The 17,041-nt window shown below is 69.0% G+C and carries 14 protein-coding genes; 1 reads left to right on the forward strand and 13 read right to left on the reverse strand.

Going from position 1 to position 17,041, the window contains the following annotated elements; all coding sequences use genetic code 11:
* Window positions 1-83: 83 nt before the first annotated feature.
* The 7 genes from ACSQ18_RS00240 to ACSQ18_RS00270 all read right to left on the reverse strand — a co-directional run bounded on the left by ACSQ18_RS00240 (window position 84) and on the right by ACSQ18_RS00270 (window position 9,468).
* A complete protein-coding gene (locus ACSQ18_RS00240) occupies window positions 84-1,865 on the reverse strand; it encodes an ABC transporter ATP-binding protein (RefSeq protein ID WP_436035060.1) in 1,782 nt (593 codons plus the stop codon).
* Window positions 1,858-2,775, reverse strand: a complete 918-nt coding sequence (locus ACSQ18_RS00245; RefSeq protein ID WP_436035061.1) for an N-acetylglucosamine kinase — start codon at window positions 2,773-2,775, stop codon at window positions 1,858-1,860. Before ACSQ18_RS00245 ends, ACSQ18_RS00240 begins: the two co-directional genes overlap by 8 nt.
* Window positions 2,772-3,728, reverse strand: coding sequence for a glycoside hydrolase family 113 (locus ACSQ18_RS00250; protein WP_436035062.1), 957 nt, complete (start codon window positions 3,726-3,728; stop codon window positions 2,772-2,774). The genes ACSQ18_RS00245 and ACSQ18_RS00250 overlap by 4 nt, the downstream gene beginning before the upstream one ends.
* Window positions 3,725-6,247, reverse strand: coding sequence for a glycoside hydrolase family 2 protein (locus ACSQ18_RS00255; protein WP_436035063.1), 2,523 nt, complete (start codon window positions 6,245-6,247; stop codon window positions 3,725-3,727). Before ACSQ18_RS00255 ends, ACSQ18_RS00250 begins: the two co-directional genes overlap by 4 nt.
* On the reverse strand, window positions 6,244-7,107 hold the full coding sequence (locus ACSQ18_RS00260) for a carbohydrate ABC transporter permease (protein WP_436035064.1): 864 nt from the start codon (window positions 7,105-7,107) through the stop codon (window positions 6,244-6,246). The genes ACSQ18_RS00255 and ACSQ18_RS00260 overlap by 4 nt, the downstream gene beginning before the upstream one ends.
* Complete coding sequence (locus ACSQ18_RS00265) at window positions 7,104-8,090, reverse strand: carbohydrate ABC transporter permease (protein WP_144806757.1); 987 nt, start codon at window positions 8,088-8,090, stop codon at window positions 7,104-7,106. Before ACSQ18_RS00265 ends, ACSQ18_RS00260 begins: the two co-directional genes overlap by 4 nt.
* A gap of 64 nt (window positions 8,091-8,154) precedes the next feature.
* Complete coding sequence (locus ACSQ18_RS00270) at window positions 8,155-9,468, reverse strand: ABC transporter substrate-binding protein (RefSeq protein ID WP_301038781.1); 1,314 nt, start codon at window positions 9,466-9,468, stop codon at window positions 8,155-8,157.
* 251 nt (window positions 9,469-9,719) lie between these two features.
* On the opposite strand from ACSQ18_RS00270, the gene ACSQ18_RS00275 reads away from it, so the two are divergent.
* Window positions 9,720-10,739: a LacI family DNA-binding transcriptional regulator gene (locus ACSQ18_RS00275; protein WP_436035065.1), complete on the forward strand. Its 1,020-nt coding sequence runs from the start codon at window positions 9,720-9,722 to the stop codon at window positions 10,737-10,739.
* On the opposite strand, the gene ACSQ18_RS00280 is transcribed toward ACSQ18_RS00275, so the two are convergent.
* The 6 genes from ACSQ18_RS00280 to ACSQ18_RS00305 form a co-directional block, all read right to left on the reverse strand.
* Window positions 10,736-11,704, reverse strand: coding sequence for an acetylxylan esterase (locus ACSQ18_RS00280; RefSeq protein WP_436035066.1), 969 nt, complete (start codon window positions 11,702-11,704; stop codon window positions 10,736-10,738). The two genes, ACSQ18_RS00275 and ACSQ18_RS00280, sit on opposite strands and share 4 nt — an antisense overlap.
* Before the next feature lie 83 nt (window positions 11,705-11,787).
* The gene (locus ACSQ18_RS00285; RefSeq protein ID WP_436035067.1) at window positions 11,788-12,840 is read right to left on the reverse strand and encodes a hypothetical protein; all 1,053 of its coding nucleotides are present in this window, start codon (window positions 12,838-12,840) and stop codon (window positions 11,788-11,790) included.
* 69 nt (window positions 12,841-12,909) lie between these two features.
* A complete protein-coding gene (locus tag ACSQ18_RS00290; RefSeq protein WP_436035068.1) occupies window positions 12,910-14,334 on the reverse strand; it encodes an MFS transporter in 1,425 nt (474 codons plus the stop codon).
* A 79-nt stretch (window positions 14,335-14,413) separates the two neighbouring features.
* Window positions 14,414-14,962, reverse strand: a complete 549-nt coding sequence (locus ACSQ18_RS00295) for a TetR/AcrR family transcriptional regulator (RefSeq protein ID WP_436035069.1) — start codon at window positions 14,960-14,962, stop codon at window positions 14,414-14,416.
* Window positions 14,963-15,026: 64 nt separating this feature from the next.
* On the reverse strand, window positions 15,027-15,917 hold the full coding sequence (locus ACSQ18_RS00300; protein ID WP_436035070.1) for an aldo/keto reductase: 891 nt from the start codon (window positions 15,915-15,917) through the stop codon (window positions 15,027-15,029).
* Between the two features lie 17 nt (window positions 15,918-15,934).
* A complete protein-coding gene (locus tag ACSQ18_RS00305) occupies window positions 15,935-16,990 on the reverse strand; it encodes a hypothetical protein (RefSeq protein WP_436035071.1) in 1,056 nt (351 codons plus the stop codon).
* Window positions 16,991-17,041 lie beyond the last annotated feature (51 nt).

The following is a 17,041-nucleotide window of genomic DNA, read 5'->3' on the forward strand; positions in this document are numbered from 1 at the left end:
TGGTCTCGCAGAAGACGTGTTGTTTCGAGCGTGCAGGGCACCGAGCGTGCAGGGCACCCGGCGGCGCGGGCTCCGCGCGGCGGTCAGGTCTGTGTGAACACGAGACGCGAGTACGCGCCGCCGCGTGCCAGCAGCTCGTCGTGCGAACCCGACTCGAGGATGCGCCCCTCGTCGAGCACCACGATGAGGTCGGCGCGGCGCACCGTCGAGAGACGGTGGGCGACGATCAGCGTCGTCCGACCTCGGCGGGCGCGGTCGAGAGCGTCGGTGACGCGCGTCTCCGACTCGACGTCCAATGCACTGGTCGCCTCGTCGAGCACGAGGATGCGAGGGTCGCGGAGGAGGGCGCGCGCGATCGCGAGCCGCTGTCGCTGACCCCCCGACAGCCCGGTGCCGCGCTCGCCGACCCGGGCGTCGAGGCCGTCGTCGGGCGGCTGCAGAAGGTCGAGCGCGTGGGCCTCCGCGAGCGCCGCGATCACCTCGACGTCGGTCACGCCCGCCGCGCCGTATGCGACGTTCTCCCGGATGGACCCCGCGAGGAGCACCGTCTCCTGCGGCACGATCGACACGAAGCGCCGCAGCGCGCGCAGGTCGAGCTCGGCGATGTCGACCCCGTCGATCAGCACCCGCCCCTCGGCCGGGCGGATGAAGCCGAGGATCGTGTTGAGGATCGTCGACTTCCCCGAGCCCGACCTGCCCACGAACGCGACCGTCTGTCCCGCCTGGATCTCGAGATGGATGCCGTCGAGCGCACGGGGGCCGTCGCCGTAGCTCACGACGACGCCTTCCAGCGTCACGTCGCCGCGCACCGCCTCGACGGCCCGCTTGCCCCTGCTGTCTTCGACGTCGAGCTCCTCGGCGACATCCGCGATCGATCGCAGCGCGTCGAGCCCGCGGGTGAGGATCGGCGCGGCGTTCATCAGCATCACGATCGAGTTGGTCAGCATGCCGAAGTAGGTGCTGAGCAGCACCACCTGCCCGGGCGTGATCGGCAGTACGCCGGTGATCGCGAGAGACGCCGAGCCGACGAGGCACATCAGGCCGAGCGCCTGGTACGAGATCCACGACAGTGCGCCGAACCGACCGTTCAGCACGTCGAGATCGCGTCCCGCGCGTCGCACCGAGTCGGCGCGCTCGGACACCCGCGCGATCGCGACGTCTTCGAGGCCGTGCCCGCGCGTGATGGGCAGGAGCGCGGCCATCTCCGACACCTGTGCGGACAGGCGCTCCACCTCGCGCCGGAACGCTTCGTTCCGTGACGACGCGCGACGACGGATGTAGACGATGAGGGCGGCGGCGACGGGGATCGTCGCCGCGAACACCCCGACGAACGCCGGCACGTTCAACGCCGTGATGACGAAAGCACCGGCCAGGGTCGCGCACGCCGAGACGATCGTGGGGAACAGCTGCGCCAGCATCAGCTCGACGTTCTCGACGTCTCGCACGATCTTCGTCTGCACCAGCGAGGCGCTCTGCCGGTTGTGGAACCCGATCGACAGGCGCTGCAGCCGCGCCGCCAGACCGGTGCGCACGGTGTACGCCAACGTGCGCGTCGCCGTACTCGTGAGGCGCACGACGATCATCTGGAACGGATAGTTGAGCGCCACGAGCGCCGCGGCCAGCCCGCCCCAGATCCAGACCCGCTCCAGCGGTCCGCCGAGCACCACGATGTCGATGATCGCCGCGGTCACCGGCGGCAGCACCCACACCGGACTGTCCTTGACGACGAAGGCGAACACCGCGCCGACCATGCTCGCGCGATGGGGTCGCAGCAGCCGGAACAGCGAACGCAACGGCTGCGCTCGCCGCACGCTCACCGTCAGTTGCGTCTCCGGATCGACCTGCCCGAGCGGGGTGTCAGCCACTGGTGGCGATCTGTCTCGCAAACGGGTGTGCCGGACTCAGCAGCGCGAGCGTCGATGCGCCGTCGACCCCGTCGCCGTGCGAGGGCTCGAGGGATGCCGCGACACCGGATGCCGTCAGCTCCGCGGCGAAGGCGGCACGCAGCAGCGGGGAGCGGAACACCCCGCCGACGGTGCACACGCGCGCCGCCGGGTCGTCGTCGGCGCCGACGCGGCGGAGCCCCGTCGTCACACTGGTCGCGAGCTCGCGCGCGGCGCGTTCGATGATCGACCCCGCCACGGCGTCGCCGGCCTCGGCGTGCTCGCCGGCGGCACGGGCGAACGACGCGACGCGTCGAACCCAGTCGCGCTCGGCCTGGAGGGTGATGTACGCGTCGGGGAGGCTCGGCCACACGGCGGTGACGGCATTCGTCAACGACGTCTCTGCACCTCGGCCGTCGTAGGCCCGCATGACGGCGGCGAGCACTTCGCGCCCGATCCAGAACCCGCTTCCCGCGTCGCCCATCGTGTGACCCCATCCGTCCACACGCGCGACGTCGGTGTGGCCGACGGCGAGGGTGACCACGCCCGTCCCCGCAGCCACGACCGCCCCGCGCCGGTCGCCGAGGGCGCCGAGGAACGCGGTCGTGGAGTCGTGGGCGAGCAGCACCCGACGGATGGAGGTGTCGCCGAGCAGCTGCGCCAAGGCATCCGCGTCGGCTTCGCGCTCCGTCAACCCCGACACGCCCGCGCTGAGCACGTCGGCGTGGATGCCGGAGAGTGCCAGTGCCGTGCGCGCGACGTCCGCGACCTGCGGAAGCAAGGGCTCACTCGTGCGGATGCCGGGAAGGTCCTCCTCGAAGACGGTGGTTCCCTCGCTCACGCGAACCTTCATGCTCGTCTGGCCGGCATCCAGTGCCAGGACCCCGCTCATGCGTTCACCTGCCCCGCCATCGTGAGGTAACTCTCACGCAGCCACGAGCCGGCGGGCTTGCCGAACGGGCAGTAGTCGTCGTTCGTGGCGGCGTCGCGTTCGTCGTAGAGCTCGGCGGGCCAGTCCCACAGCATGTACCCGCCGACCCACGGCCGGCTCTCGCCGGCGGCGAACATCGCGCGGTAGTAGTCGAGCTGCTCCTGCCCGGAGGGTTCCCCGGGGAGCGCCCAGTCGTTGGGGATGCGGGCGGAACCGGTCCTCGACGGGCATCCCGCTTCCATGAAGAAGAACGGCTTGCCCGCGGCGGCGACGACCGGTTCGATGCGGTCGAGCTGCGCCTCCCACTGATCGATGGGGTAGTAGCCGCTCGACGAGATCACGTCGACGGCATCCCACCAGGTCACGTGGTCCTCCTGGTACTTGTCGCAGTTGTACGTCACGAGACCGGAGTACACCTCGCGGACGGCGGCGATCAGGCGCCGCCAGTGCGCCTCCTGACCGTCCGCGCGCACCATCTCGCAGCCGATGCAGAGCATGGCGCAGCCCTCCGCTTGCGCGAGCCGGGCGGCATCCAGGATGAACTCCGTGTACGAGACGAACCAGTCGGTCCAGGTGGGTTCGCCCGGTACGTCCCAGTCGAAGAAGCCGATGTGGGCGCGCCAGGTGCCGTCGTGCACGTTGACGACGGGCTTCAGGCACACCTTCATCCCGAGGGAGTGGGCCTCACGGATGGCCCAGACGATCTCGCCGTCGGTGACCGTCGGCTGCAGGTCGCGGGAGATGGTCGTCGAGAAGGTGTGCTCCTGCTCGGCGGCGTACGCGATCGCCGTCCAGGTGACGGCGTGGTCGGCCATCGCCTGCATCGAGCGGGCAGCCGCCGGCGTGTTCCACGTGCCGCGGACGCCGACCCAGCCCCAGGTCATGCCGCAGACAGGGCTCTCCAGGCCGGTCATGCGTTCACCAGCTCGTTCGCGGTGCGCAGCACGCGCGCGTCGCTCAGCGCGGTGGCGTCGAGCGGGTCGCCGGCATGCCGCACGCGGATGGCGACGCTCTCGCCGGGCAGGAGCGTGTGGAGCGCGCTGTCCGCCTGCGCGTCGGGGGAGACCTTGTCGACCAGGAGCGTCACGTCACGGGCGAAGCTCCGCGCCGTGACGGTGACGAGGGTGCCGTCGGGGTCGGCGGCCGTCTCCACTTCCAGCCTGGGGGCGGGCAGGGCGCTGTCGCGCGGTTCGGCGAAGTACCAGGAGCCGCGCGCCGTTCCGGCATCCACGATGAGCGCCTCGGCGCCCGCCTCGCCGGGAGTGGTCAACGCCGTGCTGAGCTCCACCCGAACGGTGCCTCGTGCGGGAACGACGAAGGGGATCTCCTGCTCCTCGATCACCGAGCCGTCGAAGCGCACGCGTCGCGCACGCACGACGCCTTCCCACGGAGTGGCCGTGTCGTTGCCGAGCACCGCGAGGGGTGCGTCGTCGGCCCCGAGGGGCTGCACGGTCGCCACGCGGTCGGCGAAGGCGGCGGCCAGCGCGTGGAAGAGCGGTTTGACCCGTTCCTCGCCGTCGATCGCTGCCCACGACGTCACGGGCCAGCAGTCGTTGAGCTGCCACACGATGGCGCCGCTGTTGTGCGGAGCCAGCGCGCGGAACCACTCCAGCGCGCAGCGGACGGCGTGCGCCTGGTTGAGCTGCATCGCCCAATGCCAGGTCTCCATGTCCTCCGGAACGCGGAAGTGCGGAACGAGCCCCGTCGTCAGCTTGACGTTGCCCTCCATCGCCTTCTGGTGCACGACCATGCCCGGCGACTCGGGCGTGAGGGGGTCATCGTCGAGCCACTGCGTGAGGGTGGTCCAGGTGGGGGGAGCCTGCCAGCCGAACTCGGCCACGAAGCGCGGCCGGTGGTCGCGGTAGGTCAGGTAGTCCTGGCGGTTCCACTGCTCCCACAGGTGCATGGTCCCGTGCGCTTCCGCGTTGGGGTGGTGCCCCGTCTGCCGGCCGCCGTCGGGGCCGGTGACGTAGGGGCCCTCCCATCCGCCGCCGGGCGAGAACGGGCTGCCGGGCGCGTAGGGCACGTGGGATGCCAGTTCGCGGACGAGCGCGGGGAACAGCTCGTAGTAGTAGTAGGCGCCCCAGGTCTTGCCGTCGAGTCGCTCCTTCCACGCCCAGTCCTCGAAGCCCCACAGGTTCTCGTTGTTGCCCGTGAGGAGCACGAGCGAGGGATGCGACGCGATCCGCACGACGTTCTCGCGTGCCTCCGCCTCGATCTCCGATCGCAACGGCTCCTCCTCCGGGTAGGCCGCACAGGCGAAGAGGAAGTCCTGCCACACGAGGAGCCCGAGCTCGTCGCACAGGTCGTAGAAGTCGTCGGACTCGTACAGCCCGCCGCCCCACACGCGGATGAGGTTGAGGTTCGCGTCGAGGGCCTGGTGCAGCCGGCGGGAGAGCCGGTCGCGGTCGACGCGCACGGGGAGTGCGTCGTCGGGGATCCAGTTGACGCCCTTCACGTAGACGGGCTGGTCGTTGACGACGAGGGTGAACGGCGTGCCGGCATCGTCGGGGTCGGTGTCCCACCGTACGTCGCGGAAGCCGACGCGGCGGGCGTCGCTGTCGAGCGTCGCCTGACCACTCGTCAGTGTCACCGCCACGTCGTATCGGGGCTGGGCACCGTAGCCGACGGGCCACCAGCGGTCGACGTGGTCGAGGGTCAGGTGGGCGTCGACGCGGTCACCGTCGATCGCGGCGACGACCTCGGGCACCGCGCCGACGCCCGTCTCGAGTCCGCCCACCGAGAGGTGGACGAGCAGTTCTGTGTCGGTCGCTCCCGGGGCGCGCTCGATCTGCGCGTCGAGGTGCACGTGGCCGCCCTCGCCATCCGGCGTCGCGACGACCCGCACCTCGTGCAGGCGCGCCGTCGACCACGACTCCAGGCGCACGCCCTTCCACAGGCCCGACGTGAACGTCGCGACACCCCAGTCCCACCCGAAGTTGCACGCGGACTTGCGGATCGCTTCGTATGGGAGGGGGTAGGGCCGGGGCCGGACGCCGAGCGAGAGGCTCTGCGCGTTCGCGTACGGGACGGGCGCGCGGAAGCGCACCTCGAGGGCGTTCTCGCCGTCGACCAGATGCGCCCCCACGTCGTAGCGGTAGGAGCGGTGCTGGTTCGCGACGGTGCCGAGCGTCACCCCGTTGAGCACGATCTCGGCGACCGTGTCGATTCCGTCGAAGACGAGGTCGTGACGCTCCTCGCCGTCGGGAGACCAGGCGAAGCGCACCTGGTAGGTCCAGTCGACCTTCCCGATCCAGGCCACGAGTGCCTCGTTCTCCCCGCGGTACGGATCGGGGATGAGCCCCTCGCGCAGCAGGTCGACGTGGACCGTGCCGGGCACGGTGGCGTGGATGACGGTGTCGGCCAGGTCGGCGGGCACGGATCCCGCGGCGGCGTGGAAGGTCCAGCCGTCGTGGAGGGGGAGGGTGATCACTTGACGGCTCCAGAGGTCATGCCGCGGTAGATGAACCGCTGCAAGAAGACGAATGCGATGAGGGTGGGGATGATGACGAGGATCGTGCCGGCGGCGATGATCTCCCAGTGGGCGCCGAAGGGCCCCTTGAAGCGGAACAGCGAGGTGGAGATCGTTCCTTCCGACGGCCAGTAGAGGAACGGGAGGTAGAACTCGTTGTAGATCGCGATCCCCTTGATGATGACGACGGTGGCGATGGCCGGCCGCAGGAGGGGCAGGATGATGCGCCAGTAGATCGTCCAGCGGTTGGCCCCGTCGATCATGGCGGCCTCGTCCAGCGACGTCGGGATCGACTGCATGAACTGGATGAAGATGTAGATCGAGATGATGTCGGTGCCGAGGAACAACAGGATGAGCGCCGCCATCGAGTTGTAGAGCCCGAGTCCGTTGATGATCTGGAACGTCGCGACCTGCGTCGTGACTCCCGGCACGAGGGTGGCCACCAGGAACAGCCCCACGACGAGGGTGCGACCGCGGAACTGGAACCGGTCGATCGCGTACGCGGCCATCGTGCCGATGAGGATGGTTCCGGCGAGCGAGATCACGAGGATGACCGTCGTGTTGAGGAAGCCCTCGACCATCCCGCCCTTCTCGAACGCCTCGATGTAGTTGTCGAGGTTCAGCCAGTTCGCGGGCAGGTAGAAGGGGCCGGACTGCCCGAACTCCACCGACGACTTGAAGCTCGCGATGAACAGCACGCTCAGCGGGATGACGGCGACCACCACGCCCAGCAGCAGCGAGCCGTACTTCGTGGTGCTCGCGGCGGCGCGGCCGAAGCGGATGCGGGCGTCGCTCTTGGCGACCCGTTCTGCGGTGGTCATGTCAGGTCGACCTTCTCGTCGGGGAACACTTTGCGCTGCACCCAGGTGACCACCAGCACGATCACCAGCAGCACGACGGCCATGGCGGATGCCAGTCCCACCTGTCGGAAGGTGAACGCGGTCTGCAGGGTCTGGATGACGAAGGTGGAGGTGCCGTTGGCGCCGCCGGTCATGATGAAGGGGATCTCGAACACCGAGAGGCTGCCCGAGATCGCGAGGATGAAGCTGAGCCCGATGATGCGACGGATGCCGGGGAAGGTGAGGGCCCAGAACTGCTGCCACTTGCTGGCGCCGTCGATGTCGGCTGCTTCGTACAGTTCGCTCGGGATCGACTGGATCGCGCCGAGGAACAGCACGAAGTTGAGGCCGGTGTAGCGCCAGACGCTCGTCGCGGCGAGCGAGTAGTTGGCGATGTCCGGGTCACCGAGCCAGAGCGGCGTCTCGGCGACACCGAACCAGCCGAGGACGGTGTCGAGGGTGCCGCCGGGCTGGAAGAGGTAGAGGAAGACGAACCCGATCGCGACGCCGTTGATCAGGTACGGGAAGAAGAGGACGCCGCGGAAGAAGTTCGAGAACCACGTGCGCGTGGACAGCAGGGCGGCGAAGTAGAGGGCGATCGCCATCTGCACGAAGGCGCCGATGAAGTAGTAGATGCTGACGAAGAAGACGCCGAAGATCTGCGGGTTGGTGAAGACCTGCACGTAGTTGTCGGCTCCGACGAAGTCGTCCATCGGTCCGATGCCGCGCCACTCGTGGAAGCTGTACCAGATCATGTTGGCGGCGGGCAGGTAGGTGAGCAGCAGCAGCAGACCCACCGCCGCGAGGAGGAAGAGGTAGGGCGTCAGCTTGCGGAGGAAGCCGCGGCTGCCGGGGGCGCCGGAGCCGGCTCGCGGCGCACGCCGACGCGGCCGCCGGCGGCCGAGCGTCGCGTGGACCTCCGCGGAGGCCTGGGCGATCGGGGCGCCCGTGGTGGGGGTGGTCATGTCATGCTCCTGAGGTTCTTCCGGGCCGGGGCGGGTGCCCCGGCCCGGAAGATGCGGGGTGCGGTCAGCCGACCTGTGCGGCGGTGTCGGCCCAGCGCTTGTTGAGGTCGTCGAAGTACGACTGCTTGTCGCCGTCGGCGGCGCCACGAGCGATGTCGATGAGCTTCTGCCGGTAGATGTTCGCCCAGATGTCGATCTGCGACTTCTCGGCGATCGTGTTGAAGAGCGCTTCCTTGCCGGCGGGTGCCGCGTTGAGCTCGAGGAGCTTCACGCCGTTGTCGCTGAGGCCCGCGAGGTTGTCCGGGAGGTCCTTGCTCAGCAGGGCCGAGACCATGCCCTGCGTGTCGGTGAAGCCCGAGTCCTCGATCAGGAAGTCGATCCACGCACGAGCGGCGGCCTTGACCTTGGAGTTCACGTTGATTCCGAGGTTGTAGTCACCGCCGACCACGGCGTACTGCGTGCCGTCGGATGCCTTGGCGGGGAACGCCATGTAGCCCACGGTCGACGGGTCGACGCCGTTGTCGCCGGCGGCGGCCTGGAGCTGCGAGATGGCCCACGATCCGAGCGCCATGGTGGCGATCTTGCCGGTGGCGAAGTCGACCTTCGACTGCTCCCAGTTGGTCGTCAGCGGGTCGGTCTCGGTGAGCCCGGCGGCGACGGTCTCGTAGATGAGCGAGTCGATCGCGTAGATGTCGTTGCCCTCGGTCCACGGCGACGTGTTCTCGGCCATCTTGTTGACGGCATCCGCGTCTCCGGTGACGGCACCGAGGTTGCCCGACCACTGACTGAGCGGCCAGCCGTCCTTGTAGTTCGTGTACATCGGGATCGCGTCGGTCTTGTCCTTGATCGCGGTGAGGGCGGTGATCCACTCGCTCTCCGTGGTCGGGAGCGTCGTGATGCCCGCCGCCTCGAACACCTGCGTGTTGTAGACGATGCCGTTGGCGTTGCCGCCGAGCGCCAGGCCGTACTGGGTGCCGTCGAAGCTCTTGGGAGCGAGGAAGCGGTAGTCGGCTTCGAAGTCGGCGGTCTTGCCGAGGGGCTCGAAGTAGTCGCCCAGCTGGTCGGGCAGCACGCTGTTGGGGATGCCGAGCACGTCGCCGTAGTTCTGCGTGCTCAGGCGCGTGGTCAGTTCGCCTTCGTAGTCGGTGATCCCCTCGAACTTCACGCTCGCGTCGGGGTACTTGGCGGTGAACTCCTTCGCGTACTCATCGAAGGTGCCGTCCTGGATGAGGTCGGTGCGCCAGGTGACGAACGTGACTTCTCCGGAGACGGCATCCGAATCGCCGCTGGGAGTGGGGGTCGTCCCGCCGGAGCATCCGGCGAGTGCAACGCCGGCGATCGCGAGCATCGCGATCCCGGTAACTGCCTTTTTGGACATCGGGTTCTTCTCTCTGTGTGTTCGCCCTTGAACGGTCGCCGCCGCGTCGCGGGGTGGATTGCATGCCTCACGGTAGGGCGTGAATCAGGGGTTGGCAAGCGAAAATGTCAACGATGTCTTTCTCTGTCCGATTGTGGACAGGCGAAAATAAACAGCGCTTGACCGGGTAATTATCTACCCCGTGTCGCGTCAATGTCTTGCCAGATGTCTCGTCAATGTCTATCGTCGGTCATTAAGGAAATGGAGCATCGATGACCGTTCAATCGAGGGCCACGGTGGAAGACGTCGCGCGGCTGGCGGGCGTCAGTGCGAAGACGGTGTCACGGGTTTTCGCGCAGCGCGAGCTGGTGGCGCCCGACACGGTCGACCGGGTGCTCGCCGCGGCGAAGCGGCTTCGTTTCCGGCCGAACACGCTCGCGCGGGGCCTGCGCCGGGGCGGCGGCACGAACGTCGTCGGCTTCATCATGGGCGAGCTGAGCAACCCGTTCTACTACAAGGTGGCGTCCGGCATCGAGAAGGAGCTCGCCGCTCATGGCTACAGCCTCGTCGTCGCCACGACCGACGACACCGCCGAGGGCGAGGAATGGGTCGCGGACACGCTCCTGTCGCAGCGGATCGGCGCTCTCCTGCTCATCCCCGTCGGCGACGACCAGTCCTACCTGGAGGGCGAGCGGCAGCTGGGCACGCCCGTCATCACCATCGACCGCCCCGCTCGAAACCTCGCCGCGGATGCCGTCGTACTCGACAACCGCACCGCGGTCCGGGATGCGACCGCACGACTGCTCGCCCGCGGCCACACGAGGATCGCCTACGCGTGCAACCCCGCGTCGGTCTACACGCAGCTCGAGCGCCTCGCGGGCTACCGTGAGGCGATGCATGCGGCCGGCATCGCCGACACCGAGCCGTGGGAAGTGCGCCGCGACGACCTCGATCTTGTCCCCGCCGAGCTGATCCGCGAGCTGATGGGTCGCGAAGACCCGCCCACCGCGATCATCGCGGGGAACAACCGCATGACCATCGGCGTCCTCAGGGCTCTCTCCGGCACGCCTCACGCCGACGAGGTGGCGCTCATCGGATTCGACGACTTCGACACCGCCGACGTGATGGGCGTCAGCGTCATCTCCTACGAACCGGAGGAGCTCGGCCGTCGCGCGGCGAAGCTCGCGCTGGCGCGCATGGCCGACCCGACCGGCTTCATCCGCCAGGAGACGCTGCCCACGTGGATCATCGAGCGGGGCACCGGCGAGCGTCTCCCGGGAAGGGTCTCCTAGAGCTTCGACGCGAGGAACGCGGTCTGCGCCACCCACTGGTACGACTGCCCGCCCTCGTGCTGGTTGTGCGCGTACACCTCGATGGCCTTGTCGGACGCGCCGTACCGGTTGAAGGCGGCGTAGACGGTCGACGGCGGACAGATCGGGTCGAGCAGGCCGACCGAGAACAGGCCGGGCGCGGTGGCGCGGGCCGCGTGGTTCACGCCGTCGAAGTACGAGAGGGTGTCGAAGACGCGCTCTTCCGCGCCGCGATACACCGACAGGTAGCGCACGATCTCCTGGTAGGGATCGGTGTCTGTCAGTCCCACGGCCCGTTCGAAGTGGCAGAGGAACGGCACGTCGGGCATGGCGGCGACCAGACCCGAGGAGAGCCCGGCGGCGGCGATGGCGATGCCGCCGCCCTGGCTGCCGCCGACGACGCTCACCTTCTCGGCATCCACCTGACTCATCGCGCGGACGGCGTCGATCGCGAGCGCGGCATCCGTGTAGACCCGGCGGTAGTAGTAGCTCTCCGGGTCTTCGATGCCTCGCGTCATGAACCCGGGAACGGAGGGACCTGTGGGGTGCGGATCGGGCGTGGCGCCGCCGGAACCCCAGGTCGACCCCTGGCCGCGGGTGTCCATCAGGAAGTGCGCGTATCCCGCCGATGCCCATCCGATGCGTTCGACAGGGATGCCGCGGCCGCCGTTGTAGCCGTTGAACTCGACCACGGCGGGCAGCGGCCCGTCGGCCGAGCGCGGAACGGTCAGCCAGCCCTTGACGGCATCCCCGGCATAGCCCGAGAAGGTGACGTCGTAGACGTCGAGCGTGGCGAACGGGGTATCGACCTTCTCGAGCTGCGGCGGCTGCGCCACCGCGCGGGACTCGTCGAGCGTCGACGTCCAGAAGGCGTCGAAGTCGGCGGGTTCACGCACCTCGGGCCGGTAGTCCTGCAGCTCGGGCAACGGGAGGTCGAAACGGGGCACGGCACATCCTTCGGGTTGGTATCTGCTGCAAACATATCCACTCCGGCGGGACGCGTGCGCGGCGGTGCCCGCTCCCGGAGGGCTTACCCGCGCTGCAACAGCTTGGCATCCCTCCGGCGAGCGACTCCGACGTGGGCGCGGATGCCGTGCAGCGGACTCAACCAGAAGCGACGCGACACGGAAGGGCTCGCGCGCAGCTCGACGACCCCGTCGTCGGCGACCATGACGAGGCCGATCCCCGTGACCGCGTCGCCGGGCGAGACCGATCGGCTGCCGAACTTCGCGGTGAGATGCCCCCGTCGTCGGAGGTCTTCCATGATCTCCGGCGGAAGAGGCGGAAGCGGTGGATCGCCCTGCTCCCACACCACCTTCGCCGAGGGAACGACCCGTACGGCGGGGTCGTCGCAGAACACACTGCCGAGGGGGGTGTCGATGAGGAAGATGGTTGTGCTGGCCGCGACTCCCGCCTTGCGTTTGTGGCTGGTGGTCGTCGTGCTCACGATCTTCCCGTCGTCGTTGCTGAACGGGTCGAACGTGCGCGAACGCTCCTCCTGCCAGTACTCCTCCTCGATGTCGAGGATCCACGCCACGCTGGGGCGCAGCGTCACCGGATCGGTCAGCTGCACGGCACCTTCGTGGGGGCGGACGATGCCCGTCACCGCTCTCAAGCCGCCGTCGCCGATCGGCGCGGACAGGACGGGACGCAACGCGACCCGTCGCACGGCCGACCACAGCATGTAGCCGGCACCCAAGGAGAGCGCACCGAACCAGAGGGCGGTGACGGCGAGGGCCGCATCCGCTCCGGACGGGTCGCGACGGGGCAGCGGGGCGACGACCCCCCACACGATCGCGGCGACCGCCGTCACCCCGGCGGCCGCCGCGACGAGCGCAATGCCGAACGTCGCGAGTCCGATCCGGGCGGGGCGGATGCCGGCGAGCTCTCGCCGCCACAGAGGCACCAGCACGAACAGCCCCACGATTGCGACCACCGCGACCCCGAACGCGATGGCTGCGTACATCGTGCGGTCGGCTTCCGCCTGCGCCAGGTTCACCGACGACGGCAGCAGCGGCCCGGTGAAGGTCAGCAGCACCGCGCTGGCGGCGATGAGCACGAGTGCCCAGACGAAAGATCTCACGACACGCATCATTGCCCCCCAGCAGATGTCGGCGAGTGTCACCGTATGCCGACACTGTAGCGGCCACGCTCAGACGGTAGGCGGGACGCGGCGGTGCACGATCAGCGCGATGACGGCGGCGGCGAGACTGAAGATCGCGGCGCCGAGAAGGAGCCACGAGAAGCCGGCGGTCACGGCCACCTCGGTCGGTGCGCCCGCCGCGGCAACGGCATCCGTGCGCACGGCGGCCAGCGACGCGAGAAGGGCCAGCCCGAGCGCGCCGCCGATCTGCTGGCTCGTGTTGACGAGACCGCCGGCGAGGCCTGACTCCCCGCCCTCCACGCCATCCACGGCCAGCTGCGTCGCGGAGACGAGTGCGCCTCCGATCCCGGCGCCGATGAGGAGAGTCGGGCCGAGCAGATCGGCGACGAACGTGGCATCCGCGGGGGCGACCGAGAGCCAGACGAGCCCGCCCGCGAAGGTGACGGACGACGCGATCACCGTGGGCACGATGCCGAAGCGTGCGATCAGCGCGGGGGCACCGCCCGCGGCCACGACCAGGATGCCGGCGAGGGGGAGCTGGCTCAGCCCGGCCATGAGCGGGTCGTACCCCAGCACGTCCTGCAGGTACACCGACAGCGCGAAGAAGAGCGCGACGATCGCCCCACCGACGAGGAGCACGACGAGGTTGCCCGACAGGAGCTGGCGGTTTCGGAAGATCCGCAGTGGGAGCAGCGGATGCGTCGTGCGCTGCTCGATGATGACGAACGCGATGCCCAGACCGATCGCGAGTGCGCCGAGCACGATCGTGAGCGGGCCCGCGCCGCGGGGCTGTTCGAGGGTGCTCAGTGCGCCGACGAGGGCGACGAGGGCTCCGGTGATCGTGACGGCTCCGGGGAGGTCGAGCGGCGCCTGGGGCGCTCCGGCAGGATCGCGCGTGATGAGAGTCAGCGTCATCGCGATCACGACGATGCCGATGGGGACGTTCACGAAGAACACGAACTGCCAGCCGAGAGCTGCGGTGAGAACGCCGCCGAGGAGCACGCCGGCCACCGATCCGATACCTGCCACGCCTCCCCAGATGCCCAGTGCGCGGGAGCGCTCGCCGGACTCTCGGAAGAGCAGGGTGAGAAGAGCGAGGGCGGCCGGGGCGAGAAGGGCAGCCGAGGCCCCCTGGAGGGCGCGCGCGGCGAGCAGCATGCCGCCGTTGACCGCCAGTCCGGCCAGGACGGACGCGGCGAGGAACCCCGCGGTGCCGAGGAGGAACGTCCGCCGGTGTCCGTAGCGGTCGGCGAGGCGCCCGCCGAGGAGGAGAAGGCCCCCGAACGGCAGAACGTACGCGGTGATCACCCACGCGAGGGCCGTCGTGTCGAGGGCGAGCTGCTGCCCGACCACTGGGAGAGCGATGTTGACGATCGAAGCGTCGAGGATGACGAGGAACTGTGCGAGAGCCAGTGCGACGAGCGCGAGCCAGCGCCGGGTGCTTCGTGGGGCGAGGGTGTCGGAGTGGGACATCAGGTGTTCCTTTCAATGAGAGAATGACTGTTCAATCACTCTTTGAGGCATGCGAAGATCCGCACGCCGCAGATGGGGACTACGGGTGACGGATGCCGCGCGTCAGCGTCGACGCCCACGAACTGCGCACGTCGTCGAGGTCGAGGGTGACGATGAGATGACAGAGCTGACCGAAGGCGATGAAGTGCTGGATGGCCTCGTCGTCGGCGTGCGATCGCTCCCGAGCGAAGGTCGTCACGCGGGCCAGGCCGTCGCGCATCGCGGCACGGATCTCGGGCACCTCGGACACCGACTGCGCATGCACCTGAAGAAGGAGCAGGTTGCGGTCGCCGATGAGGTCGGCATACGCGTCGCCCATGGCCTCCAGCACCGCATCCGGTTCGGGAGAGGTCGCGGCATCCGCCCCTCGCGCGAGCGCCTCGAGGATCTGCGTGAAGCAGTCCTCCAGTGCGGCGACGAAGAGCAGCTCCTTGCGCGAGTACAGCTTCGACACGTACGCCGGCGAGATGCCCGCCGCCGCGGCGACGTCGGCGATCGTCGTACCGCGGTAGCCGCCGCGACCGAACTCGCGCACGGCGGCGGCGGTGACCAGGGGGCGTCGGGAATCGGACGTCGAAAGGGGAGCCATGAGAGTGAGTGTACAACCACTCTCTGTGATTTGGCTACAAACGTCGAGGGCCTCGACGCGCGCGTCAGACCTCGATGCCGACGGCGGCGGAGCAGCGGGCCAGCTCGTCGAACGACAGCTCAAGGTCGGCGGCCTTGGCGGAGTCGGTGATCGACTCGGCACGGCGGGCACCGGGGATCGGGATGACGGTGTCTCCGAGCGAGAGTTCCCACGCGAGCACGACCTGCTGCGGGCTGACGCCGTGGGACTCGCCGATCTCGGCGAACGCCCCGAACCGTTCGCCGACGGAACGTCCGCCGCCGCCCGTGCCGCCGAGCGGACTCCACGGCAGGAACGCGATCCCGCGGTCGGCGCAGTACGTCAATTCGTCGTAGCTTCCCGGATGCCGAGGGGAGAACTCGTTCTGCACGCTCGTCAGGTTCCCTTCGCCCAGCACCTCCTGGGCGATCGCGATCTCCTCGACGCTCGCGTTGGAGATCCCGATGGTGCGAACCTTGCCCTCGTCCTGAAGGGTCTTGAGGTTCTGCATGATCTCGCCGTAGACCATCCACCGGTCCGGCCGGTGGTACTGGTACAGGTCGATGACGTCGACCCGAAGGTTCCGCAGCGACTTCTCCACCGCACTGCGCAGGTAGGTGAGCGAGCCGTCGCGGCCGAAGTCCTTCTCCTCGCTGCGGGTGATGCCGCCCTTCGTCGCGACGACGATCGAGGAACGGTCGCCGCCCCAGCCGGCGAGAGCCTCGGCGACGATCCGCTCGTTGTGCCCCATCAGGTCCCAGCTGGGTGCGTAGATGTCGGCGGTGTCGATGAGTGTCACACCGGCATCCAGCGCGGCGCGGACGGTGGCCACGGCATCCTCGTGCGACGGGAAGCGGTTGTCGCTGTTCATCGACACGGGCATGGCGCCGAGGCCGATGGCCGAGACGGTGAACGGTCCGAGCGTGCGCTGCTTCATGAGTCTCCTTAGACGAATCAGCCGAGTGCCGCGAACGCCCTCTCTGCGATCAGCACGAGGAAGTCCGCGTCGGCGACATTTGCCTGAATCACGTTAGTCCCGTCGGTGGCGAAGAGCCGTTGGACCGACGGGCGTTCCGGGTCGGGCACCAGCACCGCGCTCTCGGCGCCCTCGACCGCCACCTCTTCGGCACCGTCGAGTGCGGCAAGGTCGGCCCACTGCCAGTGAGCACCGTTCGCGATGTCGAGGGACGGTGTGCGGAACTCCCCGTCCGGCGTCGTGGAGACGTCGCCGGTCGACCATTCGCACGACAGTGCGATCCCGCCCTCACGCAGCATGATCTGTTCCGGAGATTCCGTCCCCTCCCAGAAGCCCGTGACGTAGCCATCACCGAGCTGCTCACCCAACCCCATCTCGACGCCGAAGTCCTCACAGGTCGGCAGGGTCCACCAGCCATCGTGCGAGACCGCCACGGCGTCGAGCGGCTGGCTGAGGCGTGCGCCCGCGGCATCCAGCATGCCTTCGAGCAGGTCGACGGGTGGCTCCTCGATGAGGTTGCCGACGGTGGCCATCAACCAGGCATCGCCCATCGTGCGGGCGAGATAGCACGACGATCCGTCGTAGTTGCCCTCGCACCTGGGCTCCGAGAACGCGTTCGTGAACGACGCCGGCACCTCCGCCGCGGGCGCGACCGTCACCGAGAGCTGCTGCAGCCCGTCTTCCGCCTCGGCGGGATACCACCAGCACTCGAGCCCACCGATCGTGCCCAGCGGGTTGAAGATGAACGCGGGATGCCGTCTGTCGATATCCCACCGCTCGTCCGACTCCTCCTGCGTCAGCCACCCGTCACCGAGGAAGCCATCGAGGTCGCTGTCCGACAGCAGCTGGCTGCAATCGCCGTCGAATGCGACGGTCGGAGTGAGCACGGGTTCCGGGGTGGGCGTGGGGCTCTGGGTCGGCGATGGTGTCGGCGACGGACTGGAGGCGGTGGGCGCGGCAGACGCGCAGCCGGTGATCAGCAGCGCGGCCGCGACGACGGCGGCGAGGGACAGGGGGCGGGGGGCGCGTGGCATAGAGCCATGCTGGCATCCGGTCTTCGCGCGGGCGGGTGCGGCGGCGTCACG

The sequence above is a fragment of the Microbacterium sp. LjRoot45 genome (assembly GCF_964253325.1).
Classification (GTDB): Bacteria; Actinomycetota; Actinomycetes; order Actinomycetales; family Microbacteriaceae; genus Microbacterium.

Bases quoted from the DNA above. Each gene is read 5' to 3' on its own strand.
- ACSQ18_RS00245 (WP_436035061.1), bottom strand. From the start codon at position 2,775: ATGAGCGGGGTCCTGGCACTGGATGCCGGCCAGACGAGCATGAAGGTT.
- ACSQ18_RS00250 (WP_436035062.1), bottom strand. From the start codon at position 3,728: ATGACCGGCCTGGAGAGCCCTGTCTGCGGCATGACCTGGGGCTGGGTC.
- ACSQ18_RS00260 (WP_436035064.1), bottom strand. From the start codon at position 7,107: ATGACCACCGCAGAACGGGTCGCCAAGAGCGACGCCCGCATCCGCTTC.
- ACSQ18_RS00265 (WP_144806757.1), bottom strand. From the start codon at position 8,090: ATGACCACCCCCACCACGGGCGCCCCGATCGCCCAGGCCTCCGCGGAG.
- ACSQ18_RS00270 (WP_301038781.1), bottom strand. From the start codon at position 9,468: ATGTCCAAAAAGGCAGTTACCGGGATCGCGATGCTCGCGATCGCCGGC.
- ACSQ18_RS00275 (WP_436035065.1), top strand. From the start codon at position 9,720: ATGACCGTTCAATCGAGGGCCACGGTGGAAGACGTCGCGCGGCTGGCG.
- ACSQ18_RS00290 (WP_436035068.1), bottom strand. From the start codon at position 14,334: ATGTCCCACTCCGACACCCTCGCCCCACGAAGCACCCGGCGCTGGCTC.
- ACSQ18_RS00295 (WP_436035069.1), bottom strand. From the start codon at position 14,962: ATGGCTCCCCTTTCGACGTCCGATTCCCGACGCCCCCTGGTCACCGCC.
- ACSQ18_RS00300 (WP_436035070.1), bottom strand. From the start codon at position 15,917: ATGAAGCAGCGCACGCTCGGACCGTTCACCGTCTCGGCCATCGGCCTC.
- ACSQ18_RS00305 (WP_436035071.1), bottom strand. From the start codon at position 16,990: ATGCCACGCGCCCCCCGCCCCCTGTCCCTCGCCGCCGTCGTCGCGGCC.